Source organism: Gallibacterium genomosp. 2 (assembly GCF_000771895.1).
Classification (GTDB): Bacteria; Pseudomonadota; Gammaproteobacteria; order Enterobacterales; family Pasteurellaceae; genus Gallibacterium.
Genome location: NZ_JPXY01000013.1, coordinates 1 through 25520, shown reverse-complemented (window position 1 = coordinate 25520; position 25520 = coordinate 1). Strand labels below are relative to the sequence as shown.

23 protein-coding genes and 1 riboswitch are annotated in these 25520 nt (G+C 41.5%); of the genes, 9 read left to right on the top strand and 14 right to left on the bottom strand.

The annotated features are described in order from the left end of the window. Positions 1 to 8: 8 nt before the first annotated feature. The 7 genes from P375_RS02320 to ampD all read right to left on the bottom strand — a co-directional run bounded on the left by P375_RS02320 (position 9) and on the right by ampD (position 7528). A complete protein-coding gene (locus P375_RS02320; protein ID WP_039133918.1) occupies positions 9 to 764 on the bottom strand; it encodes an ABC transporter permease in 756 nt (251 codons plus the stop codon). Further along, on the bottom strand, positions 764 to 1492 hold the full coding sequence (locus P375_RS02315; RefSeq protein ID WP_039133915.1) for an ABC transporter ATP-binding protein: 729 nt from the start codon (positions 1490 to 1492) through the stop codon (positions 764 to 766). The genes P375_RS02320 and P375_RS02315 overlap by 1 nt, the downstream gene beginning before the upstream one ends. Before the next feature lie 87 nt (positions 1493 to 1579). Beyond that, positions 1580 to 1672: riboswitch (TPP riboswitch) on the bottom strand. A 218-nt stretch (positions 1673 to 1890) separates the two neighbouring features. After that, positions 1891 to 3885, bottom strand: a complete 1995-nt coding sequence (gene tkt / locus P375_RS02310) for a transketolase (RefSeq protein ID WP_039133912.1) — start codon at positions 3883 to 3885, stop codon at positions 1891 to 1893. A gap of 202 nt (positions 3886 to 4087) precedes the next feature. Beyond that, positions 4088 to 5068 (bottom strand): tRNA dihydrouridine(20/20a) synthase DusA, encoded by a 981-nt coding sequence (dusA, locus tag P375_RS02305; protein WP_039133907.1) that lies wholly within the window; start codon positions 5066 to 5068, stop codon positions 4088 to 4090. Then, on the bottom strand, positions 5049 to 6443 hold the full coding sequence (locus tag P375_RS02300; RefSeq protein WP_039133904.1) for a chloride channel protein: 1395 nt from the start codon (positions 6441 to 6443) through the stop codon (positions 5049 to 5051). Before P375_RS02300 ends, dusA begins: the two co-directional genes overlap by 20 nt. Positions 6444 to 6551: 108 nt before the next feature. Beyond that, positions 6552 to 6887, bottom strand: coding sequence for a hypothetical protein (locus tag P375_RS02295; protein ID WP_013746603.1), 336 nt, complete (start codon positions 6885 to 6887; stop codon positions 6552 to 6554). Between the two features lie 86 nt (positions 6888 to 6973). Further along, the gene (gene ampD, locus P375_RS02290; RefSeq protein WP_018345909.1) at positions 6974 to 7528 is read right to left on the bottom strand and encodes a 1,6-anhydro-N-acetylmuramyl-L-alanine amidase AmpD; all 555 of its coding nucleotides are present in this window, start codon (positions 7526 to 7528) and stop codon (positions 6974 to 6976) included. 104 nt (positions 7529 to 7632) lie between these two features. Here ampD and ppdD point away from each other — a divergent pair, with 104 nt between their 5' ends. From ppdD to P375_RS02255, 7 genes are all read left to right on the top strand, one after another. After that, on the top strand, positions 7633 to 8094 hold the full coding sequence (gene ppdD / locus P375_RS02285) for a prepilin peptidase-dependent pilin (protein WP_039133901.1): 462 nt from the start codon (positions 7633 to 7635) through the stop codon (positions 8092 to 8094). Positions 8095 to 8110: 16 nt separating this feature from the next. Further along, positions 8111 to 9520, top strand: a complete 1410-nt coding sequence (locus P375_RS02280) for a GspE/PulE family protein (RefSeq protein ID WP_039133898.1) — start codon at positions 8111 to 8113, stop codon at positions 9518 to 9520. Between the two features lie 15 nt (positions 9521 to 9535). Next, a complete protein-coding gene (locus P375_RS02275; RefSeq protein WP_039133895.1) occupies positions 9536 to 10744 on the top strand; it encodes a type II secretion system F family protein in 1209 nt (402 codons plus the stop codon). Beyond that, the gene (locus P375_RS02270; RefSeq protein ID WP_245176410.1) at positions 10741 to 11373 is read left to right on the top strand and encodes a prepilin peptidase; all 633 of its coding nucleotides are present in this window, start codon (positions 10741 to 10743) and stop codon (positions 11371 to 11373) included. The genes P375_RS02275 and P375_RS02270 overlap by 4 nt, the downstream gene beginning before the upstream one ends. 14 nt (positions 11374 to 11387) lie before the next feature. Beyond that, on the top strand, positions 11388 to 12020 hold the full coding sequence (coaE, locus tag P375_RS02265; RefSeq protein ID WP_039133892.1) for a dephospho-CoA kinase: 633 nt from the start codon (positions 11388 to 11390) through the stop codon (positions 12018 to 12020). Then, positions 12010 to 12228 carry a DNA gyrase inhibitor YacG gene (gene yacG, locus P375_RS02260; RefSeq protein WP_018345915.1) on the top strand — a complete coding sequence of 73 codons (219 nt, stop codon included), beginning with the start codon at positions 12010 to 12012 and terminating at the stop codon, positions 12226 to 12228. Before coaE ends, yacG begins: the two co-directional genes overlap by 11 nt. A gap of 86 nt (positions 12229 to 12314) precedes the next feature. Next, positions 12315 to 12587, top strand: a complete 273-nt coding sequence (locus P375_RS02255; protein WP_039133889.1) for a GNAT family N-acetyltransferase — start codon at positions 12315 to 12317, stop codon at positions 12585 to 12587. A gap of 65 nt (positions 12588 to 12652) precedes the next feature. On the opposite strand, the gene fdhE is transcribed toward P375_RS02255, so the two are convergent. Genes fdhE through fdnG form a run of 4 tightly spaced genes read right to left on the bottom strand, consistent with a single transcriptional unit; the run spans position 12653 to position 18209 of the window. Beyond that, the gene (fdhE, locus tag P375_RS02250; protein ID WP_021461527.1) at positions 12653 to 13576 is read right to left on the bottom strand and encodes a formate dehydrogenase accessory protein FdhE; all 924 of its coding nucleotides are present in this window, start codon (positions 13574 to 13576) and stop codon (positions 12653 to 12655) included. Position 13577: 1 nt separating this feature from the next. Next, positions 13578 to 14237, bottom strand: coding sequence for a formate dehydrogenase subunit gamma (locus P375_RS02245; protein ID WP_013746615.1), 660 nt, complete (start codon positions 14235 to 14237; stop codon positions 13578 to 13580). Positions 14238 to 14239: 2 nt separating this feature from the next. Then, complete coding sequence (fdxH, locus tag P375_RS02240) at positions 14240 to 15151, bottom strand: formate dehydrogenase subunit beta (RefSeq protein ID WP_039133886.1); 912 nt, start codon at positions 15149 to 15151, stop codon at positions 14240 to 14242. Position 15152: 1 nt separating this feature from the next. Then, positions 15153 to 18209, bottom strand: coding sequence for a formate dehydrogenase-N subunit alpha (gene fdnG, locus P375_RS02235; RefSeq protein WP_156962327.1), 3057 nt, complete (start codon positions 18207 to 18209; stop codon positions 15153 to 15155). 214 nt (positions 18210 to 18423) lie between these two features. On the opposite strand from fdnG, the gene fdhD reads away from it, so the two are divergent. Beyond that, the gene (gene fdhD, locus P375_RS02225) at positions 18424 to 19227 is read left to right on the top strand and encodes a formate dehydrogenase accessory sulfurtransferase FdhD (RefSeq protein ID WP_039133877.1); all 804 of its coding nucleotides are present in this window, start codon (positions 18424 to 18426) and stop codon (positions 19225 to 19227) included. Between the two features lie 72 nt (positions 19228 to 19299). On the opposite strand, the gene P375_RS02220 is transcribed toward fdhD, so the two are convergent. Next, on the bottom strand, positions 19300 to 20118 hold the full coding sequence (locus P375_RS02220) for a pyridoxal phosphatase (protein WP_039133875.1): 819 nt from the start codon (positions 20116 to 20118) through the stop codon (positions 19300 to 19302). Positions 20119 to 20175: 57 nt separating this feature from the next. Next, positions 20176 to 21069: a 4-hydroxy-tetrahydrodipicolinate synthase gene (dapA, locus tag P375_RS02215; RefSeq protein ID WP_039133872.1), complete on the bottom strand. Its 894-nt coding sequence runs from the start codon at positions 21067 to 21069 to the stop codon at positions 20176 to 20178. A 206-nt stretch (positions 21070 to 21275) separates the two neighbouring features. On the opposite strand from dapA, the gene bcp reads away from it, so the two are divergent. Then, a complete protein-coding gene (gene bcp, locus P375_RS02210; RefSeq protein ID WP_021461522.1) occupies positions 21276 to 21740 on the top strand; it encodes a thioredoxin-dependent thiol peroxidase in 465 nt (154 codons plus the stop codon). Positions 21741 to 22002: 262 nt separating this feature from the next. Here bcp and P375_RS02205 read toward each other — a convergent pair. Further along, positions 22003 to 25520, bottom strand: a 3518-nt coding sequence (locus tag P375_RS02205) for a YadA-like family protein (RefSeq protein WP_039133868.1), incomplete at its 5' end; no start/stop codon positions are given.

The window sequence follows — 25520 nt, the reverse complement described above, 5'->3', positions numbered from 1 at the left end:
ATTTCTCCTTAACGTAATTGCGTCACCCAAGGTAAGGCGCGACGCAGTAATTTATCGGTAATAAAAAAGAGCAGTAGCGTGATTAACATTAATAAAAACAGGGCAGAAAACATTAAATCAACCTGCATACGTGCGTTGGCGTGTAGCATTAGATAGCCTAAACCTTGATTTGCCCCGACCCATTCGCCGATGACTGCGCCAATCGGTGCAATGGAAACGGCTATGCGTAAACCGGATGCAAGCGCAGGTAATGCTGCCGGTAGACGAACTTTAAACAGCATTTGCCAACGAGTAATTTGCATGGTTTGTGCCAGTTCCAACCAAATCTTCGGCGTATTTCTCAAGCCGTCATAACAGGCGGCGGTAACCGGAAAATAGATAATTAGAATTGTCATTGCGACCTTTGAAGCCAATCCATAACCGAGCCACAACACCAACAGAGGTGCGATAGCAAAAACAGGAATAGCTTGCGAGATCAGTAGTAACGGCAATAAAAAAGTAGCAATCCGATTGGATATAGAGAGCAAAATGGCGGAAAACAAACCGAAAATAAAGCCAAGAAACAAGCCAAGAAAAATTTCCAATAACGTAACCATTGTGTGCTGCCACAACAGCTGATGCCGAGAAGCGAGCTGTTGGAACACATCGGACGGTGTCGGCAACAGATAGTGCGGTAAATTCCAAACAAGAATTGCGCCTTGCCATAATGCTAATAAAAATAGACAGAGCAGCGCAGTTTTTAACAGTGAGGATAGCGAATACATTAAGATTCCTCCTGCAAAAGAGAGAATAACTGTTGGTATAACTGCCAAAATTGCGGTTGTTGCGGTGAATGAACAACGGCTGAAACTTTATGTGAGAGAACAATACGATCAGTTTGTTTTTGCAGCACAAAAATATCATCACATAGCTGTAATGCTTCTTGCGGATCGTGTGTGACCAATAGGACCGTTTTCCCGGCTAATAAGGTGGTTGCAAGTTGATAGAGCTGTTGGCGTGTAACCACATCTAAAGCGGAAAAAGGTTCATCCATTAAGATTAAATCGGAAGATTGCATTAGCGTTCTCGCCAATGCTACACGTTGCCGTTGGCCGCCGGAAAGTTGATAACAAGGCTTATGCTGATAATCTGCTAATTGCACTTGCTCCAGTAGAGATAACGCTTGTTGGCGGCTTGCTTGATTTTTTGTGCCTTGTAAATGCTGTGCCAGCTGCACGTTATCTAAAACGGATAACCAAGGAAACAAGCCGTCATTTTGTGCCATAAATGCAATTTTTTGCTGATGGTTCAGGCAATGTTTAAATGTGATTTTTCCTGATTTCAGTGCGTTTTGTTCCAATCCGGCAATGACACGCAATAAAGTCGATTTACCCACACCGGAACGCCCGAGAACAGCACTCCAACGAGCGTGGGCAATATCAAAATTAAAGTCGACAAACAGCGGCTTGTCAGCAAATGACAAGGTTAATTGTCGGATTTCTACCGCATTCATTATTGATAACCCAATATCAGCGAATGAATGATAAATAGCGGTAATGAGTAAAAATCAGAAAGGAAATGGGAATAGATAAAAAGTGTAAATGTTGCATAATTAGTTTCCTACGTCAGTGCTAACTGGATCAGGTTCAACGGGTATTTTCTCAGCTGTTAAACAGCACCCCGACTAATGGTCGATTACTTTACAGCGAAATTTTGACAATGGCAACAGATAGGCAATGAGAAATTTCAGAAAATTGTTATTTTTATGTTACCCAAAACAAAATAAAAGAGAGATATGTAAGCGGTCTATTTTTAATTGAGTAGAAAATGACAAGATGTTTGCAAATAAAAACTCCCCCACTATTTATTGACTAATGGAGGAGTGTTCAATATCAAATCACAACAGCAAAGTTATAGAATTTCTTTTGCTTTAGCGACAACATTATCCACAGTGAAACCGAAGAGTTTGAATAACTCGCCTGCCGGTGCAGATTCACCGAAACGATTCATTCCGACAATACGACCTTCTAAACCAACGTATTTATACCAGAAATCGGCAATACCGGCTTCAATAGCAACGCGTTTGTTGACACTGCTTGGTAATACGCTTTCTTTATAAGCGGCACCCTGTTTATCGAAAACATTGGTGCTTGGCATAGATACAACACGTACTTTGTGACCTTCTGCGGTTAATTGTTCCGCTGCTTTCACTGCCAATTCCACTTCTGAACCGGTTGCAATAAAGATTAATTCGGGCGTACCTTCACAATCTTTTAAGACATAAGCACCGCGTCTAACATCGGCAAGTTGTTGGGCGTTACGTTCCATTTGTGTTAAGTTTTGACGAGTGAAAATTAATGCACTTGGGCCTGCAGTGCGTTCAACCGCTGCTTGCCACGCAATCGCAGATTCCACTTGGTCACACGGGCGCCAAGTTTCTAAATTCGGAATTAAACGTAATGTTGCCGTTTGTTCTACCGGTTGATGGGTTGGCCCATCTTCCCCTAAACCAATGGAGTCGTGGGTGTAAACAAAAAGCACACGTTGTTTCATTAACGCTGCCATACGCACTGCATTATGCGCATATTCCATAAACATTAGGAAAGTGGCACCGTAAGGAATAAATCCACCGTGTAGAGCAATGCCGTTCATAATGGCGGACATCCCGAATTCACGCACACCGTAGTTAATATAGTTTCCATCAATCACATTGGCTCGTAATGGTTTAGAACCCGACCATAAGGTTAAGTTTGAACCCGCTAAGTCAGCAGAACCGCCTAAAAATTCAGGCAGAATTTTGGCATAGGCTTCAATCGCATTTTGTGAGGCTTTACGGCTGGCGATAGTCGCCGGATTGGCTTGCAATTTTTCGATAAAGGCTTGAGATTGCGCTTTCCAATCTGCCGGTAATTCGCCGGCTAAACGACGTGATAATTCAGCTGCCAATTCTGGATACGCTGATTGATAAGCAGCAAAGCGTTGTTGCCATTCCGCTTCTCTTTCTGCGCCTTGTGGTTTGGCATCCCATTCCGCATAAATTTCAGCTGGAATTTCAAATGGTGCATAGTTCCAACCTAAATTCTTACGGGTTAATGCAATTTCTTCCTCTCCTAGCGGCGCACCGTGACTGTCGTGAGAATTGGCTTTATTTGGTGAGCCATAACCGATAATGGTTTTACAGATAATTAATGTCGGTTTTGAGGTTTCCGCTTTTGCTGCTTCAATCGCCGCTTTGATTTCAGCGGAATTATGACCGTCTACTGCAGGAATGACGTGCCAGCCGTAAGCTTCAAAACGTTTTTGGGTATCATCGGTAAACCAACCGTCAACGTGACCGTCGATTGAGATATTGTTGTCATCGTAGAACGCAATTAATTTACCCAAACCTAAAGTACCGGCAAGAGAGCAGGCTTCGTGAGAAACACCTTCCATTAAGCAGCCGTCGCCCAAGAAAACATAAGTATAGTGGTCAATTACATCGTGTCCCGGACGGTTAAATTGACCGGCTAAGGTTTTTTCGGCAATCGCCATACCGACAGCATTAGTAATGCCCTGCCCCAATGGCCCAGTGGTGGTTTCGACACCCGGTGCATAACCATATTCAGGGTGCCCCGGCGTTTTAGAGTGTAATTGACGGAACTGTTTTAAATCGTCGATAGAAAGGTCGTAACCGGTTAAGTGTAACAAACTATAAATCAACATTGAGCCGTGACCGTTGGAAAGCACAAAGCGGTCACGATTAACCCATTTCGGGTTGTTTGGATTATGAGATAAAAAATCACGCCATAAAACTTCGGCGATATCCGCCATTCCCATAGGCGCACCCGGGTGCCCTGATTTTGCTTTTTGCACTGCATCCATACTTAAAAAACGAATTGCGTTTGCTAATTCTCGGCGAGTTGCCATATTTTTCTCCTTCTTTGCTAGCTAATTTCGAGTAGATAAGAGCATTTCTCTTAGAAAAACCTCATTTACTTTACCACTATTTTGTCGTGAAGTTGATTGCGTTATCACTTATTTTTGATCTGAATGACTCAAATTCAAAAGCCTGTTCATTCTACGTTATTTTTAGTAAGAAAAGGCAAATCAATGCAATTACTTATTACCGCTATTGCACGAAAGACAGCGCCTTTTCAACCACTTCGATACCGGCGCCGGTTTTATGTGCATTTTCGCTTAAATAACGTCGCCATTGTCTTGCACCGCGTTGATTTTGGAATGCACCCAGCATATGACGTGTGATTGCTCCCAACGGCACGCCTTGCTGTAATTCCCGTTCAATATAAGGAAACATTTTTTCAACCGCTTCTAATGGGGTAACGATTGCTGCATTCGGATCAAACAACGCTTGATCAATATATCCCAATAATTGCGGATTTTGATAAGCCTCACGCCCAACCATTACGCCATCGACATATTGTAGATGCTGTTGTATCTCTTCAATCGTTTTTACGCCGCCGTTGATCGCAATTTTCAGTTGTGGAAAATCCCGTTTTAATTGATAAACACGTGCGTAATCAAGCGGTGGAATTTCTCGATTTTCTTTCGGGCTTAATCCGGAAAGCCACGCTTTTCTGGCGTGAATAATAAAATCCTGACAACCGACTGCAGCGATTTTTTCAACAAAATCACAAAGAAATTCATAACTGTCGAGATCATCAATGCCGATTCGGGTTTTAACCGTGACCGGAATATTGATGCGTTGCTGCATTGCGTCAATACATTGTGCCACTAAGTCCGCTTTCGCCATTAGACAGGCACCGAAGAAACCGTTTTGCACGCGGTCTGATGGGCAACCGACATTCAAGTTAACTTCACTATAACCACGCTGCTCGGCAAGTGCGGCACAATCCGCCAGTTGTTGCGGATCGCTGCCGCCTAATTGTAGTGCTAACGGCAATTCTTGCGGATGATAAAGCAGATGATCATATTTAGCATAAATGATCGCCGGTGCGGTGACCATTTCGGTGTACAGCAAAGTATGACGACTGAATTGTCGATGAAAAAAACGGCAGTGACGTGTGGTCCAATCCAGCATTGGGGCGACAGAAAATCGCCCACGATAAAAATCAATTTGTGTTGTTGTCATTGGTTTTCTGTTGTTGATTAAATTGTTCTTGAATACGTTGACGGAAGCGTCCCGCCGCAAAATGATAAAACGGTTTAGGGCAAATTTGGCGTGACACGATGGAAGCCATTAAGCTGGTACTGAGCAGCCAGACTAATTCGGGCTGACTTCCTGTCATTTCCATTACAATCACACTGGCGGTCACCGGTGATTGTGTTGCCGCAGCTAAAAAAGCTGCCATAGATAATAACACTAAAAAACGTTGATCAACGATACCGCCGCTCAAATGCCAAATGTTGCTGCCGATTGCAGCACCGGTGGTTAATGCCGGTGTAAAAATCCCGCCGGCAATTCCGGACCAGTAAGTAAAGACAGTGGCAAACAGTTTAGCAATGCCGACAGAATCATCTAAAGCCTGATCGTTTAACGCTTGAGTAACCACCGCATAGCCGGTGCCATATGTTTGATGATTGGTGAATGTGCCAAGCGCCGCTAATAATAGACCGAGTATAAAGGCGACAATGATAGGATGGCGGCGCACAAAGCCACGCATAAATGCAGGTAAATAAGCAGCAAGCCCTTTACCTAATAGACGCGCGAATAAACCACCGAAGAAACCGCAGATAACGGCACTAATCAGTAACCATAGCACAATATTTTGTACGCTGTCGGCACCGCGATATTGCGGAAAGTAAGGGTTATTCCCTTGAATCAGTACCAGCATAAAACCGGCGGCAAGAACACCTAATAATACACGACGTTCCCAACGTAACGGCGTGCCTCTTCCAATCTCTTCAATGGCAAAAATAACCCCTGCCAAGGGGGCATTAAATGCAGCTGCCAAACCGCCGGCAGCACCGGTAGCAATTAATTCGTTATAACTCAAGCCTTTAAATGCCAAATTATATTTGCGACAGAATTTCCCCCAAGATAACATTACTGCCGCGCCCACCTGTACCGAAGGCCCTTCACGCCCGACGGATGCGCCGCAACACATTGCCAAAAAGGTGAGCGGAATTTTCCAGACGGTTTGAGCAAAATGTACCAATGTTTCTTTAGGCTTGCCGTGCGGTAAAGCAATAGAAGCGATAACTTGTGGGATACCGCTACCGGCAACATAAGGCGTAAATTTTTGGGTAAACCACGCAAGTGCTGCAATGCCGAAAGGAAGTAAAATCCAGGCAACTATTGGATCAAGGTTGACTAAAAAGGTATTAAGTTCTAATCCAAGTTCAACCAGTTTTGCAAAACCCCAAGAAACAAGCGCCACTAAGAGTGCACCAAACAGTAAACAGATAAATTCAATACTTTTGCGGGAAAGACGAGAAGTTTGATGTGTTTTGTGTTTTAAATAATGGCGTAAATGAGAAAAATATTGTTCTAACTGAGAAAGCATAAAAATAGGCTTGAGCAAAATTGACTAAATGGCGGTCATTATAAACAAGAATATTCGAGAATCGAAATGCTTTTGCGGTTTTTTCGCTTCTCGAATATCAACTGTGATTTAAATACAACCGCCACAGCTGCCGCAACGCCAATCATCTTTATTTACGGCTTGATAAAAAAAGCGCATATTTTGTTCTTCAATCGGAATATCTTCCTGAATAAAAACATCGGTTAACCATTCAATATTTTCTAAAATCCAGTCATTTTCATCCAATCCTTCGAGATAAAGCTCATCTTCCGGATCGATAAAATTGTAGATTCCGCGTGTACCCATATCGTGTTCGCGTTTCTCTTCCGGCAAAGTAATCGGTTTGCCTTGATAAGTAATTTCCCAATGCCCTAAACAAAGGGTATTACCTTTCGATGACCAGTGTGCATCAAATGGATTTTCCATATTCGTACCTCTCTGATAAATCGTTGGCGGCAGTATAAGCCCGTATAACGCAGGCTTTAATTACTTAAATGAGGTAAATCACGTGATTATTTGATATAGCTCAATTTTTGTCGGTAATAATGCCAGTTGAAATATTGACCGGGATCGATCTTACGACCGGGCGAAATATCGCAATGGCCAACAATCCGATCGGGCGTAATTAACGGGTAAGTTTGCATAATGGCAGCAGTGACTTCAGCCAAAGTGCAATATTGTTGTTCAGTAAAGGGTTGATTATTGCTCCCCTCCAACTCAATTCCAATGGCAAAATCATTACATTTTTCACGCCCTTGAAACGAAGACAAGCCGGCGTGCCACGCACGTTGATTAAAATTAACATACTGTTTAATTTCACCGTTTCGTCTGATTAAACAGTGCGCGGAAACCCGTTGCTGATAAATTTCGGCAAAATAGGGGTGAAGCGAAGGGTCTAATTTCCCTTGAAAGAAATCATCAATAAAATCGCCGCTAAATTGTTCCGGCGGTAGGCTGATATAGTGAATCACCAGCAATGAAATATCATTAACATCGGGGCGCTGATCAAAATGCGGTGAAGGAATTTGTACCGCATTTTGTAGCGTACCATCTATTATTTTGTACATAAAAATTCTCTTTTTTCGATCAGTATCACAATATTTTAACGAGTTTCTGGGCTAATGAAGCTGTTTTTGTCATTTTTTAGCAAATTTTTTTGCGAGGAGCTGATATGAAAAAACGTGAACAACTAAAGGCGAATTATGCCGGATTTACTTTAATTGAATTGATGATCGTCATTGCGATTATTGCCGTGTTGGCAACCATTGCCATTCCCTCTTATCAAAATTACACCAAAAAGGCGGCAATATCAGAATTGATTCAAGCCTCTTCACCCTATAAGGCGGAAGTTGAGCTCTGTATTTATAACACTAAGAGTAAAGCAAGCTGTAACGCCGGTCAAAACGGCATTCAGGCGAAGCCGTCTAATATGGATAAATTTAAATATCTTAAAGAGGTTAATGTGGCTGCCGGTGTTATTTCTGTTTCCGGTAAATCCAGTCTGGAGAACATCAGTTATACGATGACACCAAGTGATGGCAATAACGGTGAATTAATTGATTGGAGTGTAACTTGTAACGGTGATAATGGGCTGTTTCCGGCAGGATTTTGTAGCAATACTTCTGCAAATTAATTAGGGAGCAGCGAAAATGGGCTATTGTGTAAAGGCATTGGATTCGGAGCAGTTGTTTGAAATTTCAGAATTGCAATGGCAGAAGAATCAACAGCAATATGAACTGTTATTGCGTTATTTAGCGGTACCGTTGCAGGAACAAGTGCAACAGTTATGGTTAGCGGTTGAGTCTTTCGATAATTTAGCAGCTTGCGAGACCTTTGCTTTTCTTTCCGGCAAACAGATTGAGCCGGTTGCAATCGGACAAACTGCACTGAAACAGTTATTACAGCAGCTGCAACCCGGAACGGCGACAAATCAAGTGCAAGAATCACAACTGCATAGTTATCAGCAAAATGATGTTGTCGCAAAATCGGATGAAATTGCGGAAGTTGATGCACAAGAGCCGATTATTCAACTATTCAATCAATTATTGGAATCAGGTTTGCAATATTCCGTTTCTGATATTCATCTTGAGCCGTTACGTCAGGAGTTCCAGATCCGTTTTAGAATTGACGGCGTATTACAACGGCATCAGGTGCTGACATTGTCAATAGGTCAACGCTTAAACTCACGCCTAAAATTATTGGCAAAACTGGATATTAACGAATTACGCTTGCCGCAGGATGGTCGTTTTCGTTTTAAAACCGCATTCGGTGAAACATTAGATATTCGGTTATCTTCTCTACCGACACAATATGGTGAAAAAATCGTATTACGATTGCAACCTAACACACCGGTGTTTGATGATTTTACCGAACTGGGAATGACAAACGAGCAGGCTATGCTGTTCCGGCAAGCGTTATCTCAACCGCAAGGATTAATCTTGGTTACCGGACCGACCGGAAGTGGTAAAAGTTTGACATTATATAGCGGTTTATATTTTTTAAATCAGGAAAGTCGCCACATTCTTACGGCGGAAGATCCGATAGAACTGCAATTAAACGGTATTATTCAGACCCAAGCAAATGCCGCAATCGGGTTAACTTTTGCGACATTATTGCGGAGTTTTTTACGCCAAGATCCGGATGTCATTATGGTTGGGGAAATTCGAGATCAGGAAACGGCAGAGATAGCATTACGCGCGGCACAGACAGGACATTTAGTGTTATCGACACTGCATACCAATACGGCAATCGGTGCAATTTCCCGATTACAACAGTTGGGAATAGCACAACATGAATTGGAAAATTCATTATTGCTGGTGGTGGCACAACGCTTAGTTCGCAAACGCTGTACCTTATGCCAAGGCGATAAATCCCAACAATGCGATTGTGTTGACGGTTATCGCGGACGAACAGGGGTTTATCAACTGCTACATTACTATCAACAACAAATTCAAATGGATTATCCGACATTATTGGCGGCAGCACAGCTGAAATTACAGCAACGGATCACGACAACAGCAGAGGTTGAACGCGTCTTCGGCAAGACGGAGAACAGCTAAAAATGGAGAAAAACAATGCCGGAATATCGTTGGAAAGGAAAAGATCAATTTGGTAATAGCGTCAAAGGAGTATTGATTGCGGACGATCGGGAACAGGCACGTCAACGCCTTTTTGCACAAGGGATCTTTTTATCCTCATTAAATAAAAATTGGCAATTTTTCTCCACACTAACATTAGAGAAACAAGCTGAATTTTTATTGCAGTTCGCATTATTGTTGCAGGCAGAGATACCGTTGAAACCGGCGTTGCAGATGTTACAGGAAAGTTGTGATTCAACCTCTTTATACCAACTGATAGGGCGGTGCTTAACCGCATTGAACAGTGGTTTTTCATTATCAACGGCATTAAAAAATGAAAAGCAATTTTTATCGGAACAGGAGTGGCAATTGTTATACAGCGGTGAAATCAGCGCACAATTGGCAAAGGTAATGAAACAATTAGCAGATAATAAATTGCGACAACTAAAGTTACGGCAGCAGATGAAAAAAATAATGTTTTATCCGTTAATGATGTTGTCGGTGTCAATGTTATTAACGGTGTTATTGCTGCTCTTTATTGTGCCTAAATTTGCTGATTTATATGATCAACAACAGCACGCCTTACCGTTGGTTACACAAGTTTTATTACAGTGTTCTCAATTTTTGCAAAATTATCTGTGGCAATTATTGATGGTATCTGTCGTAGGCGTTGTTATGCTAAGACGGTGTTATCTGATGTTTCCCTCATTACGGTGGCAATTATTGAAATTGGCTTGTCTAATTCCGTCAATTAAACGCCTTTATTTGCATTTACAACAAATTCAGTTTTATACCATTCTCTCTTCAATGTTAAATTCAGGCATAACTTTGCAACAGAGCTTAGCGACATTTTTACCTCAATCCAGTTATAAACAAAGCCGAGCAGCAACAAAATCAATTTTAGCGATTGAAGCACAGCAATGTTTACAGAGTTTGCAGGCAGGGCAAAGATTTTCAGCAGGATTAAGCAGTCGATTTATTCCTTATCAGGCAAAACAGATGATTATTATCGGTGAAAATAGCGGCAATTTGGTGCAGATGTTGCACTATTTAGCGGAACAGAGCCAACAAAATTTATCTAATCAAGTGGAGGTGTTTTCTAAATTATTGGAGCCGATATTAATGTTAATAATCGGCTCGATTATTGGTGTGGTTATTGCCGGTATGTATTTGCCGATTTTTAATATGGGTAATGTCGTTTTATGATTGTCGCAGTTTTATTACTACTGATAGTTGTTTTTTTCTGTTGGCATCAACAACAGCACGCTATTTTGTCTGAAAAATCTTCAGTTTGTTTTAACGTGGAGAGCAGCTTGCATCTTCTTTGCTACTTACTGATTGCACTAGCCTGTTATTTTTTAACGATGAAGAGTTGGGTAGCGTGGTTGTATTATGTGCTTTACGCCGTATGTTATCAGGTCGCAATATTGGATTATCAATATCAGCGAATTTCTGTGATCCACTGTTATTTATTGTTGGTTTGCGCATTATTGTTGGCAGCGTTTGAAATAAGTTCACTAGCACTTTTTGATGCGGTGATTAGCTTTTCTACCGCTTTTGTTTCCGGATTATTGCTTTATCTTTTGTTATATTTAAGCGGAAAAACAAACGCATTAGGGCTCGGTGATGTTTTATTATTCCCCTCGTTAGCGTTATTGATTTCAGTATATTTTCTTCCCTATCTGTTACTCATATCCAGTATAATAGCCATACTGCACTATTTACTTTTAAGCGGTGGTCGAGGGCGTTATATCCCCTTTGCACCGAGTTTGGTGATTGCAGCGTTAAGTCTATTTTTATTACAGGAGAGCGGCAAACTCTCTTTTTTAAATTAAGTGGAGTGTAATGAATGAGTTATGTGGTCGGGCTGACCGGCGGTATCGGCTGCGGCAAAAGCACGATTGCCGATCTGTTTACGGAACTCAATGTGCCGATAATTGATGCCGATATTGTGGCTCGTCAGGTGGTGGAAAAAGGTTCTCCACTGTTGACAAAAATTGCGGAACATTTTGGTTCGGAGATATTAACTGCCGAAGGGGCATTGGATCGTAGTGCGTTGCGGCAAAAAGTATTTAATGACGAAGCGCAGAAACAGTGGCTTAACCAGTTGTTACATCCGGCAATCAGAGAGGAAATGTTGCGACAATTACAGCAACAAACAGCACCTTATGTATTATGGGTTGTGCCTTTGTTGTTGGAAAATCATCTGCAGCATTATTGTGATCGTATTTTAGTGGTTGATGTCAGTGAAGAAACCCAGTTGCAACGGGCAAGCCGACGTGATCAAAATTCAGCAGCATTGATTAGAAAAATTATGCAATCACAAGTGTCACGTCAACAACGTTTAGCAGAGGCGGATGATGTTATCAGTAATGAACAGCAGTTAACGCCGGAAAATCTACAAACGTTAAAAAATGAAGTGCAGCAGTTGCATCAAAAGTATCTACGATTAGCACAAACAGAGGTGAAAGATGTCAGATAAAGTGAGTGAAAAAGAAGAGATATTTACTGTTCCTTGCCCGATTTGCCACAAAGAGGTGGAATGGTCGGAGAAAAGCCCTTATCGTCCGTTTTGTAGTAAGCGTTGCCAATTAATTGATTTAGGCGAATGGGCGGCGGAAGAGAAGAAAATCCCGACCGAAGAGAGCCCATTTACCACTGAAATTGATCAGGCTAAATATATGAGCTGATTTGTCGTTGATAACAATGAATTTTTATTGGGCATTTGTGCTGTTTTGTTCGATTTTAAACCAGCTAAAAACGAGGGAATAAAAAGGTGGAGTTGGAAATTCAACATCAGGATAGTGGGAAACAAGGGCGTTTTTTTATTGAGAAACAGCATCAGTGTGTCGCATTTTTGAGTTATGTTTATCTGAATGAAACGATGATTAATGCTGATCATACTTTCGTTGATGTGAGTTTACGTAATCAAGGTGTAGGCGATAAATTAATTCAAGCGTTGCGGCATTTTATTGCTGAGAAAAATTTAAAACTCAAGGCAAGTTGTGGTTATGTGGCAGCAAAATTAAGAAAGGAATTAGCAGAATAAATTTGAGAAAACAGAGGCTTTGCCGCGAAGATGAAATCCAATGGCAAAGCCTTTTTATTTAGCATTTAACCGACTGGAAAGAGCAATGGATTAATGCCGCTACGGGCATAGCCTTTTTCTTCCATTTCATTGTCGAGTAACAAGGTTGCCAAGTCATCTGCTGCCGGTTCAACATTAGGATCTTTATCTTGATATAACACCTTCAAATAGCTGTGGCAATCATCGCAGCTTTCCGCTTTGACCGCCGCATATTCGCTATCAAGTGACCAATAATCGATATGTGCAGTTTGTTCGCAATTTGTACATTTGCTGCGCACAATATTCCATTCGCTTTCACACAACGCACAATGTACATAACGCAAGCCTTGTGTTGTGCCGAAATGAACCACACTGGTGATTGGTGCTGAACCGCATACCGGGCAGAAATGGCGATGTTCACCGAGTTCCGCATTAGCGTGATGTGGAATTTGTTGCACTAATTGTACCCAATAAAGATTTAAAGCTGCCCACACAAAAATTGCCTGATCACTGCTTACCGCTTCAAATTCACTGTTCAATAGATGATCAGCAATTTGTTCACGTTGTTGCATAGACATTTTTTCCAATGTTTCGATGGTATCGGCAATGACACCATCAGCGAAACTTTTACACTCTTCAAGTAGATGAGTGAGTAGCGTTTGCCAAACAGCATCACGTTTCCAGTTTTTGAAATGTAACGGCTGTGAGGCGAGAACTTCTGCACTTAGAACCTCTTTATCTAAACGAGGATCTTTTGCGATAGGTTGTTCCTGTAATAATCTTAGCTGTACATCAACAATTTTTGCGGTGAATTGCAAATAATCTTTGAAAGGACTGTTTTCCGCTAATTGACGTAAGCGTTTCGCTCGACGTTGATATAAATTTTTAGGATTCGCGAAAAGAAGCGGGGGGCTGTTTAGCCCCTCCGCTGCCTGTTTGATTTCGCTTTCCGGTAGGATACGAATACTCATATTATTGTTTTTCCTGTTGTTCTTCTCGTTCTAAAATCGGTTTGATTTCTTCACGGAACCAACGTGGGTGGTGTTTTTTTGCCCAACGTGCAGTAACAGTACCGACAAGCATTCCGGTAATTGACCCTTTCACCCAAATCGCCATATAGATATGAACCATAATGCCGAGGATTAAAGCGATTGCACTGCAAGCGTGTAATAAAATCGCAACACGGATAACAGGAATTGGGAATGATGGCGCGAAATAAGGTCGCCACATAATGACTCCGGTAACTAACAACAGCAATAATGCGCCGATGAGTGTCCAGAAGAGTAATTTCTGTCCCATATTGTAGTGACCGACATCAGACACGTGGTGTTCGTTGCCTTTCAACACTTCCACCACATTTAACAGCCAACGCCAGTCGCCTTTTTCGATTAAATTGTCACGCCAATAGGTTTTAAACAGCACCATAAAAGCAGCAATCATAATTAATCCGGTAAATGGATGCACAATTCTTGCCAGTTGCGGTGTACCAAGAATATCAGCAATCCAAGAGAAGTCTTGGAAGAAGAATGAAAGCCCGGACAATCCTGTTGTGAAAAAACAGAAAACAACAAGCCAGTGACTTAAACGTTCTTTGGTATTATGGCGTAACACTTTTTTGTTTAAATCTACCATCGTTATTTCCCTCCTTTTTCATCATTTTCGTGCGGATCAAGCGGTTTTTCTTCATCCATCTCTTCAGTGTTTGGACCTACGGCAATATAGTGCGCTGCTGCACCTACCGCTAATGCACCCATTGCCACGCCGGCAATTGGTTTAAGAATGCCTTTCCAGAGCGAAACCACTTCGCTGATATGTGGATCTTTCGGCAAGCCGGAATAGAGTTCAGGACGATCAGCGTGGTGTAGCACATACATTACGTGAGTACCGCCAACACCTTGAGGATCATAAATACCGGCATTTTCATAGCCACGGCTCTTAAGATCCGCTACGCGTTTTTCAGCATATTCCAACATTTCCTGTTTGCTACCGAAATGGATTGCGCCGGTCGGACAAGTTTTCGCACAAGCCGGAGCCTGACCGACACTGACACGATCGGAACAAAGCGTACATTTATAAGCACGATTATCTTCCGGATTGATACGAGGAACGTTAAACGGACAACCGGCAATACAGTAACCACAACCGATACATTTATCGGATTGATAGTCAACGATACCGTTTGCATACTGAATGATCGCTCCCGGTGAAGGACAAGCTTTCAAACAGCCCGGTTCAGCACAGTGCATACAACCGTCTTTACGGATTAACCATTCAAGACGATCATTTTCTTCAACTTCGTTGAATTTCATCACTGTCCAAGCTTTTGGCTCTAAATCAACCGGGTTGTCGTAACTACCGACACATTCACCCGGTTCGGCACGTAGATTGTTCCATTCGGAACAAGCGACTTGGCACGCTTTACAACCGATACAGGTTGTTACGTCAATTAATTTTGCCACCTCTACCGTGTGATCACGCACTTGTGGTGCCGGTGTTAGCGCTGAAGTGGCTGAGGCGCGGATAATATCTTGAGTTTGAACTGCCATCTTATGCCTCCGCTACTTTTTCAATGTTAACTAAAAACGCTTTGAATTCCGGTGTTTGCGTATTGGCATCACCGACACGAGGTGTCAAGTTATTGGCGAAGAAGCCTTTTTTACCGACACCGACAAAGCCCCAGTGAATCGGAATACCGACAGTATGTACCGGTTTACCGTCAACGTTTAATGGACGGATACGTTTGGTAACAACAGCAACTGCTTTAATATAACCACGAACAGAAGTCACTTTTACTTTATCGCCGTGTTTAATGCCTTTTTCGGCAGCAAGTTGTTCGCTGATTTCCACAAATTGTTCCGGCTGTGCAATCACATTTAATAGTGAATTCTTCGTCCAGAAGTGGAAATGTTCGGTTAAGCGATAGGTTGTTCCGACATAAGGGAATTTTTCGTGTGAACCGAAAGATTCCTTATCTGATGCCAAAATACGTGCTACAGGGTTTGAAATCACGTTCGGATGCAATGGGTTTGTACCAATCGGTGTTTCAATCGGTTCATAATGTTCAGGGAACGGACCTTCTGCCATCTTATCGATAGCAAACAGACGAGAAACCCCTTCAGGTTGCATAATGAACGGAGTCACATCGCTTCCCGGCGGTGCAGCACCAAAGTCGGCAACATCGACGTAGTTCCAGTTTTTACCGTTCCATTTCACTAATTGGCGTTTTGGATTCCAAGGTTTACCTTGTAAATCGGCGGACGCACGGTTATAGATGATACGGCGGTTTAACGGCCACGCAAATGCCCAACCTAAAGTGTTACCTAAACCTGATGGATCAGAGCTGTCGCGGCGAGCCATCATATTGCCTTTTTCTGTCCATTGACCGGTATAAATCCAGTTACCGGCGGAAGTGGTACCGTCATCGCGCAAGAAACCGAAACTTGGTAATAATTCGCCTTTTTTAACTAAAATATTACCGTTCGGATCTTTAATATCTTCCAGCGCATAACCGTTATTTTCTTTCGCTAATTCTTCGGCTGTCGGTTCAGTCGGATTGAGGTAATTCCACGACATCGCGTGAAGTTGTTCAATACCGCGACCACCTTCTTTATCATAAAGTTCTAACATTGTTTCACGGATTTCAGAAAGAATAACAATATCCGGCTTAGCTTCTTCAGGTGCGGCAGCACCTTTCCAGTGCCATTGTAACCAACGACCTGAGTTGGCGATTGAACCGTCTTCTTCAGCGAAACAGGTGGTCGGTAAACGGAAGACTTCGGTTTGAATATCTTCGGTTTTCACGTCGTTATATTCACCGTAATTTTTCCAGAAATCGGAAGTATCTGTTGCTAACGGATCCATAACAACTAAGAATTTCAGTTTGCTGAGTGCGCTGATCACTTTGTTTTTATCCGGATATGAAGCAATCGGGTTAAAGCCTTGGCAGAGATAACCGTTGACTTTGCCGGCATACATCATATCGATGAAACGGAAGTGGTCATATTTTTGATCCATCTTCGGCAAGAAGTGATAACCGAATTGATTGTCGGCAGTTGCTTTGTCACCAAAGAAAGTTTTCAACATACTAATGAAAAATTTAGGTGTGTTACCCCAATAATTGACCTGACCTTTTTGTGAAAGTTTCGGTGTAATGCGATTGAGATAAGTTTCTAAAGAAATATCTTTATCGGTTGGTAAGCCCATATATCCTGGTAACATATGTGGAAATAGACCTAAGTCCGTAATTCCTTGTACGTTTGAGTGTCCGCGCAATGCATTAACACCACCGCCGGAAACACCTATATTACCGAGTAATAACTGGATCATTGCCATAGTACGAATATTTTGTGAACCGACAGTATGTTGAGTCCAGCCTAATGCGTACATAAAGGTGGCAGCCTTCGCCGGATCGGCTGTTTTAGCGATTTCAGTACAGAAAGTTAAGAAATCTTTTTGTTTTGTTCCGCAAATACGTTCAACCATTTCCGGTGTATAACGGGAAACGTGTTTCTTCAATAGATTAATAACACAACGCGGATCTTGCATAGTCATATCACGTTTAGCGAAACCTTCTTCATCCAACTGATAAGACCAAGTGGATTTATCATATTGACGTTTTTCAGGATCGTAACCGCTGAATAGACCTTCTTCAAAACCAAAGCCTTCGTTTACTAAGAAAGTTGCATTGGTATAGTGTTTAACATATTCGTGCTGGATCTTGTCGTTGCTTAATAGATAGTTGATTACCCCTGAGAGGAATGCAATATCAGTACCTGAACGAATCGGCATATAAATATCGGCGACAGACGCGGTACGATGGAAACGTGGATCTACCACCATAATTTTCGCACCATTGTTTTTCTTCGCTTCGATTGCCCAACGGAAACCGACAGGGTGTGCCTCAGCGGCATTACCGCCCATCACGATAACGAGATCGGAATTCTTAATATCAACCCAGTGATTGGTCATCGCACCGCGACCAAATGATGGAGCAAGACTTGCTACCGTTGGTCCGTGTCAGATACTCGCTTGGTTGTCTACAGAAAGGATACCCAACATTCTTGCCCATTTTTGGGTCAAAATGCCGGTTTCATTACTCGCTGCCGATGCCGCCAACATACCTGTGGTCAACCAACGGTTTACCGGAGTACCCTCTGCATTGGTTTCGATAAAGTTGGCATCGCGGTCATCTTTCATTAAACGAGCGATACGAGTAATTGCTTCGTGCCAAGAAATACGTTTCCATTCTTTAGAACCCGGCGCACGATATTCCGGATATTGTAAACGGTTCGGGCTGTTTACATAATCTAAGGCACCGGCACCTTTCGGACAAAGCGCCCCACGGCTTACAGGATGATCCGGATCGCCTTCGATATGGAACAATTTGCCTTTAACATTTTTTGCTTTATCGCCAATGGAATAAAGTAGCATTCCACAGCCAACAGCACAGTAAGTACAGGTATTTCTCGTTTCTGTCGTGTGTAATAATTTATACTCACGAGGAGCAGCCAACGCCGCTTCCGGCGCGAACCCGAGCATAGCGGCACTTGTGCCAGCCATTCCACCTGCACAGATCTTAAAGAATTTTCTTCTTGTGACCTGCATAGATACCCCTTGTTGGATAGTAATAGAGTGGTTAATAAATTTGTTTTAGATTGTAATCAAAATGTAATCCATACATTTTGCGGTGTAGGTTACTCTTTCTTTGTAATATAATCAACGTTCAATTGTCTGTTTATATCGAGGATTACGTCGGCAAGCATATGCCGATCGCTAGAAAGATACACCTACTTATTATAGGTATTTTGGGAAAAATGTGATGCAGTTCATTAATAAGAAAAGTGTTTTTTATCAAAAAAAAGTGAATTTTTGTGATCCGAGCTTGATTGCGGAAGAAAAAATGGAAACGTTAGCGGTCGAAATGCCGGTAGCTTTAGTTTATAACGACATTTCTCACAGTGTGATGATGTGCACACCCCAAGATTTAGAAGATTTTGCGATTGGTTTTTCTTTGACCGAAGGCATTATTGATGATCCGAAACAGATTTATGGCATTGATGTTGAACCGAGTTGCGCAGGGATTGAAGTGCAAATAGAACTGTCCACGCGCAAATTTGTCGATTTAAAGCAATATCGGCGAAATTTAGTCGGCAGAACCGGTTGCGGTATTTGTGGCGTGGAGCAGTTACAACAAGTGAAACGTCATTATGCCTCTATTACGCCAACGTTCACATTGGAGTTAAATCGGCTAGATGGTTGTTTAACACAACTGGAGCAACATCAACCTTTGGCGCAAGCAACCGGCGCAACACACGCCGCCGCTTTTTTTAATCCGCAAGGTGAATTGTTGGCAATTCGTGAAGATGTCGGACGGCACGTTGCACTGGATAAATTATTAGGATGGTATGCAACGCATCAGCGTCCGCAAGGGTTTGTTTTTGTGAGCAGTCGTGCCAGCTATGAAATGGTGCAAAAATGCTTAGCTTGTGGGGTTGAAATGCTGGTGGCAATTTCCGCACCGACGGCGTTAGCGGTAGAAATGGCGGAGCAACATAACCTCACTTTATTTGGTTTTGCCCGCCACGGACGTGTTACGCAATATAGCGGTTTTTCGCAAACTTAAAATGCAACCTCTTCCAAAAATCAGAGAAATTCATTAGCTATGATTCTGTGAATTGAAATCTTCCTCGCACTTTTAATTAAAAAGATATTGCTCAAGTGTGGTAGCAATGCCGTTTTCATCGTTGCTAAGGGTGACCAATTTTGCCTGTTGCTTCACTTCAGGTTCAGCATTGCCCATTGCGACACCTAAGCCAACGCTCGATAGCATACTGGTATCATTATGATTATCGCCAAATGCAATTACCTGTTGTGGATCGATTTGCCACGATTGTAATAATTCCAATAAACGTCCGCCTTTGCTGTTGCCAACATTAGCAATATCAACACGATCAACCCACGACCACTCACAACTGAATTGATCTGCTGGTAGTTTATCTACCACTTGCAACATCACTTCCCGATTAGGTGCGCTGATGACACACTTCCAAATAATATCACCACTGGTAATAAAGTGATAGAGATCAGAAACTTGGCAAACATTTGGACGAACCGACTCATCACAATTATCTGCCCACATTTTAAATTTAGTCATATGCGGATTAAATACCTGAAAGTTCATTGCATCTCGGGAATAGAGCAGAACGTGAGATCCGTATTGATTTGCAAGATCTAAAATGCGTTTTGCTTTTGTAGCGGTTAAAGGATTGGCAGCTAACACCTGATCATTTTGCATTTGATATAAATAAGTGCCGTTACAACAAATTACTGGCGTATCTAAGCCAAGTTGGTGATAGTACGGTTTTACAGCAGTATGATGTCGACCGGTTACTAATACTACTTTTTTGCCGAGTGTTTTTGCTTTTTGTATGGCTTGAACACTGCTGGGCAAAATTTCGCCGTTACTGTTTAATAGTGTTCCGTCTAAATCAAAAGCGACAACTTGATAAGACATAATTTTCCCCTAAAAATAAGAATGGGGTGCATAAACACCCCATTAAGTTGCTAAATATTATAATAAACCGGCAGTTTGCAATGCTTTAATCACTTTCGGCTGTGCTGCTTCACTTAATACGGTGAGCGGTAAACGCAGTGTCGGTTCATCAATTAAGCCGAGTTTGTAGCACGCCCATTTCACCGGAATCGGATTGGATTCAACAAACAGATCGTGGTGCAATGCCATTAAACATTGATTAATTTTTTCAGCTTCATCAAATTTACCTGCTAATGCGAGTTGGCAAACTTTTGCCATATCTACCGCTGCCACATTAGTCGTAACTGAAATAACACCTTCTGCGCCCTCTTTCATAGAGTCTAAGAAAGTCGCATCATCACCGCTTAATACAATGAAGTCTTCACCGGCAAGCTGTTTGATTTTTTTTACACGGCTAACATCACCAGTTGCCTCTTTAATACCGACAATATTATCGATTTTAGATAAACGACCAACTGTTTCAGGCAATAAATCGCTACCAGTACGTCCTGGAACGTTGTAAAGAATTTGAGGTAAGTCTGTACATTCAGCAATGGTTTTAAAATGAAGATACATCCCTTCCTGTGTCGGTTTGTTGTAGTAAGGCACTACAGTTAAACAACCAGCTATACCGCTGCCGTTTAATAATTTAGTCATTGTAACAGCTTCACTGGTGGCATTTGCGCCAGTCCCTGCAATTACTGGAATGCGACCATCGGCAAATTCGAGTGTTTTTAAAATCGTTTTAATGTTCTCTTCAATACTTAATGTTGCTGATTCACCACTGGTTCCTACAGAAACAATAGCATCAGTGCCAGCATCGATATGATAATTAACCAATTTTTTTAATTGTCCATAATTGACTTCGCCTGCACTATCCATTGGGGTAACAAGGGCAACAATACTGCCTGAAAATAAAGGTTGTGATGACATAAATTTCTCCTGAGCGTTTGTTCGCTGTAATATAAAATATGTAGAAAAACAATATTTTCTAGATTGCCAAAATTACCTTACATTGCAAGCAATTTTTTTATTTTTCACTATAATTTATTTGAGCTATAACAAACTCGCTACAGCTTACAACGGTTTAACTACATTGTTTAAGTGAAGGCTGATAAATAACTTAAAGGAGAAAATCAATGAAAACTTTAACCGCAGGTGCAAAAGCACCGGAATTTACCTTATTAGATCAACACTCTCAACCGGTATCATTAAACGAATTTCGGGGGCAAAAAGTGTTAGTCTATTTTTATCCGAAAGCCTTAACACCGGGATGTACAACTCAAGCGTGCGGTATTCGTGATACACAGGCACAGTGGTTGGCGCTGAATGTGAAAGTGTTGGGTATCAGTCCGGATTTGCCCGCAAAATTGGCACAATTTGAACAAAAGAAAGAGCTTAATTTCACTCTGTTATCCGATCCAGAACACAAAGTCGCAGAGGCTTTCGGTGTTTGGGGAGCGAAAAAATTTATGGGCAGAACATTTGATGGCATTCATCGCATCAGTTTTTTAATTAACGAACAAGGGGAGATTGAAAAAGTATTCGATAAGTTCAAAACCGGAGAGCATCATCAGGTTGTGATTGATTATTTAAAATCTTAATTATCATTATCTTTTTTATATAAAACCTTCTGATTTTCTCTAAAAGGAAAAGGTATTAAACGTTTTCTAGATTTTAGAGAAGAGGTTTAGAATTCAGTTATTGAAAATAATTTTCAAAAAGAGAAAGTTCAAAATAGAGAATTATAAATAACTTAAAGGTCTAGATTTTCATCTAGACCTTATTTGCAACTTGAATATTATTGAATATTAAATCTCAGAGAATCTCAAGTATCGCCCTCTTAAAATAAGAGGGCAGATTATCTTACCACTGATACCCAACGCCAATTCCACCAGTAAAGTCGTTTTGCGTATTATGGCTAGCACTGGCTTTAATGATTAATTTACCATTATCTGCAACACGAGATACCCCTAAGGCAATAGCAGATTGCCCTTTGTGATAACCTGTTGAAACAGCCACCATACTCTTACCTGGAAGATAGGCTTGAGGTAAATTCGCCATTGCAGCGGAAGAAGCCGCAACGCCACTGATGTTTTGAGAAAGATTATTCAGTTGTTGATTGATATTTGATGCAACACCTTTCAACTGACTTACATTCACCGCATCAGTATCGGCAGCTCCAGCAGCTACGTTAGTTAAACGGCGGTATTCTCCCTCTTTACCGAAAGATACCTCACCAATAACCTCACTGCCTTTACCTACAGCTTGCTCGTGTGCATACACAGTGGCAGCTTGTAACGCTTCTAAAGATTGTAAAGCGTGGGCACCACTACCCAATGCAACACTACTTGCATTCGTATCAACACGCGTGTTATTACCAATGGCAATACCTTGTATGTTCGTATCAAGCCCACTATTGACCACATTCACATAACTGTTGCTTCCCATTACTAAGGCTCCGTTTGATCCTTGTGTAACAGTTATATCATTCCCCATTGCCATAACACCTTGGGTTTTCTCACTTAATGCGGTGATTTTCTCATTAATTGCTTCGCGTTTTTCCATATAATCCGCAAGTGCGGTGTTATATTCCGCCATTTTTTCTAAATAAGCATTAACTCTGTTTTGATAATCTTGATCAGATTCCGTTGCACCTTTCGCTTCCAATTTTCTTGGACGAGTAGGGCGAGTTAATGCTTTCCGTTCTTCAACTAATTTTGTCAAATCATCTCCTGCGCCCAGCGTACTGTTATTACCAACTAAGTAACTGCTTTTTGCATTAATGATACTTGGGTCACCGAAAGCACCCGAGTTATTCCCGAAAACCTCATTCCCTGTTCCGACACTAATGCTATCACTACCGTGAACACTGCCTTCAGAACCAATAACAATACTGTTTTTCCCTTTAACTACAGAACCACTACCTATTGCCAAAGAATTTTCTCCTTCAGCACTTGATTGATAGCCGATAGCTGTCGAATACGCACCACTTGCACTGGAGTCTTCTGTATTGCTCGCTTGATTCGTCTGTTGTGTTTTGCCATCATTGGTATGGAAGAACTTAATCCCTTGCTCGTTCATATTGCTAATTGCAGTATATACCGAGTTGGTTAAATACTCTTTCTGTTCAGAAACATTATAGGTTTTAAGTACAGGTTTACCATCTAGTACAAGAACATTATCACTCGTTTCACCTTCAAAGATGGTACCGTCATCGAATCCTTTATTATTTTTATTAACCTTTTTATTCTCGATATTAATATTACTACTTCCCGTTACAGCTTTAGTAAGTTCTTTTAACTGTTCAATAGTCACAGCATCACCATCATTCTCACCTTTTGCCAAGTTAGTGATCTTATTACCACCGTTATCTAAACCCTTACTAGTCAGTGAAACAACACTACCACCGTCTTTTGCTGGAGGTGTAATAGTGATTCCCGCCCCATTTACAGTGGTTGTATTTTCCTCTGCATCTTTAAATTCAGATGATGTTAGGTTTTTCAGATCTTTAGCTAACTGCACTGTTAAGCTATTCTCTTGGTCATTACTTTTCACATTAATATTGCCTGTTGCACTTTTAAAGTCTTTTGCTTTAGCTGCATCAACGCCATCACCTACCACTTTAAGTTGCTTACCTAATGGGCGATGAACATTTTCTTCATTGTTACCCACAAAGTCCAATCCAGCTTGAGCAAGTGCTTGTAAATCGCCAACGGTTGCCACTTTGTTTAAGCCTGCTCCAGATTTGGTTAATAAACCAGTTTTCCCATCCGCTCCTGCAATCGCTTCTTTCGCTTTTTTAGCTGTAATCGGTTCCGCTGTTTTATCCAACCCTAAGCCACTTTTCACATTCCCCATTTGAATTGGGTTTGCTGTGCTACCATCTGGATTCACTGCTGTTGAAACAATGCTATCTTTAGCCACTTCTTTTGGTGTATCCGCATCAGCCAAAGCGGCAACTTGAGAACCATCTTTGTCAATAGGCTTGCCCTCTTTAAATGTTGTTCCCTCTGGATACCATTCACCATTAGGTCCTTGTACTTTATCACCCACTTTTTCAGCAACATAATATTTGCCATCAGAACCTTTTACTAAACGCTTGCCCTCAGAATCAGTATAAACTAGGTTTCCAGCAGCTCCATCTCGCAAGGCTTGGATTTTATCCAAAACAGATTTTCCATTTAAACCATCAGCACCGCTTGGACCAGTAGCACTATCAATTGGTAAAGTATTCGGTGTGCTTACACCCAATTTATCTGCAAGATCTTTTAATGCTCCTTCTGTAGCTGCATTATTACGGTTATTGCCTGTACCATAATTACTGCTCAATGGGCCATTACCGTCTTGTCCCACTAGAGTGCGATCAGCCAAGTTTGAAATAGTGCCTTTTTCACCATTTACACTGATACCGTCTGAGCCGTCTTTTTTAGTAAAACTCAAACTATCTTTACTCAGTGAAGACTTAGCACCGTTAGGATTTGTCGCATCACTAAAGGTCAGAGATTCTGGCTTAAGTTCCGCTTTATTTTCTCCATTCGTAAGCGTTGTGCCGCCTAAACCATAGCTCGCACTTTGTCCTGCTTTGTCATCAGAGCCTGTAATTGTCATTCCCGCAGAATTAAAGGTAGCACTTTGCCCATCTTTCGTTTCTGTTGTAATAGAAGAAATATTTGAAATCTCTTTCGCCAATTTCACTATTAACGCATTGTTATCAGGATCAGTAACCACACCAATATTCTTATCGGTTAGTTTCGTTGGTTCAGCTACCCCACCTTTCACGTTCAGTTTCTCACCTAATTTGCGAGAAACCTTCTCACCACTGTCGCCACCAAAAGATAAGCCTTTATTAGTCAATTCAGTTTCTAATTTAGTTTCTAACGCAGCGGTAACCCCTGCAAGATCTTCCACATTCACAACACTAGAACCTTTATCTTTTTCCGCTTCTTTAAGGTGATCTAACATTGTTTTACCTTGTGTTTCTGTTGCAGGTTTAATCGCACTTTTTACACCAGATAAGGTTTTATTATTTAATGCAAGATCATCATCCTTAAAGGTTAATTGTGCCTTTTGATCTTTAGGTTTTGTTGATGTTTTATCTGTTACCGAATCTTTAAAGCCACCGCCGATACTCGTGATATTCGTCAGCACCTTGCTTAACTGAATCACTAGTTTGTTATTCTTTTGGTCGCCAAAAACATTGATATTTCCGACCGCACTTGTAAAATCAGTCTCTGGGTTATCGCCTACAATCTCTAATTTCGTACCAAGTGGACGGTGAATAATAGTAGAAGTATTATTTCCATTAAAATCCAATCCAGCTTGAGCAAGGGCTTGTAAATCGCCAACCGTTGCCACTTTATTGAGGTTGTTAGCTCCTTTCA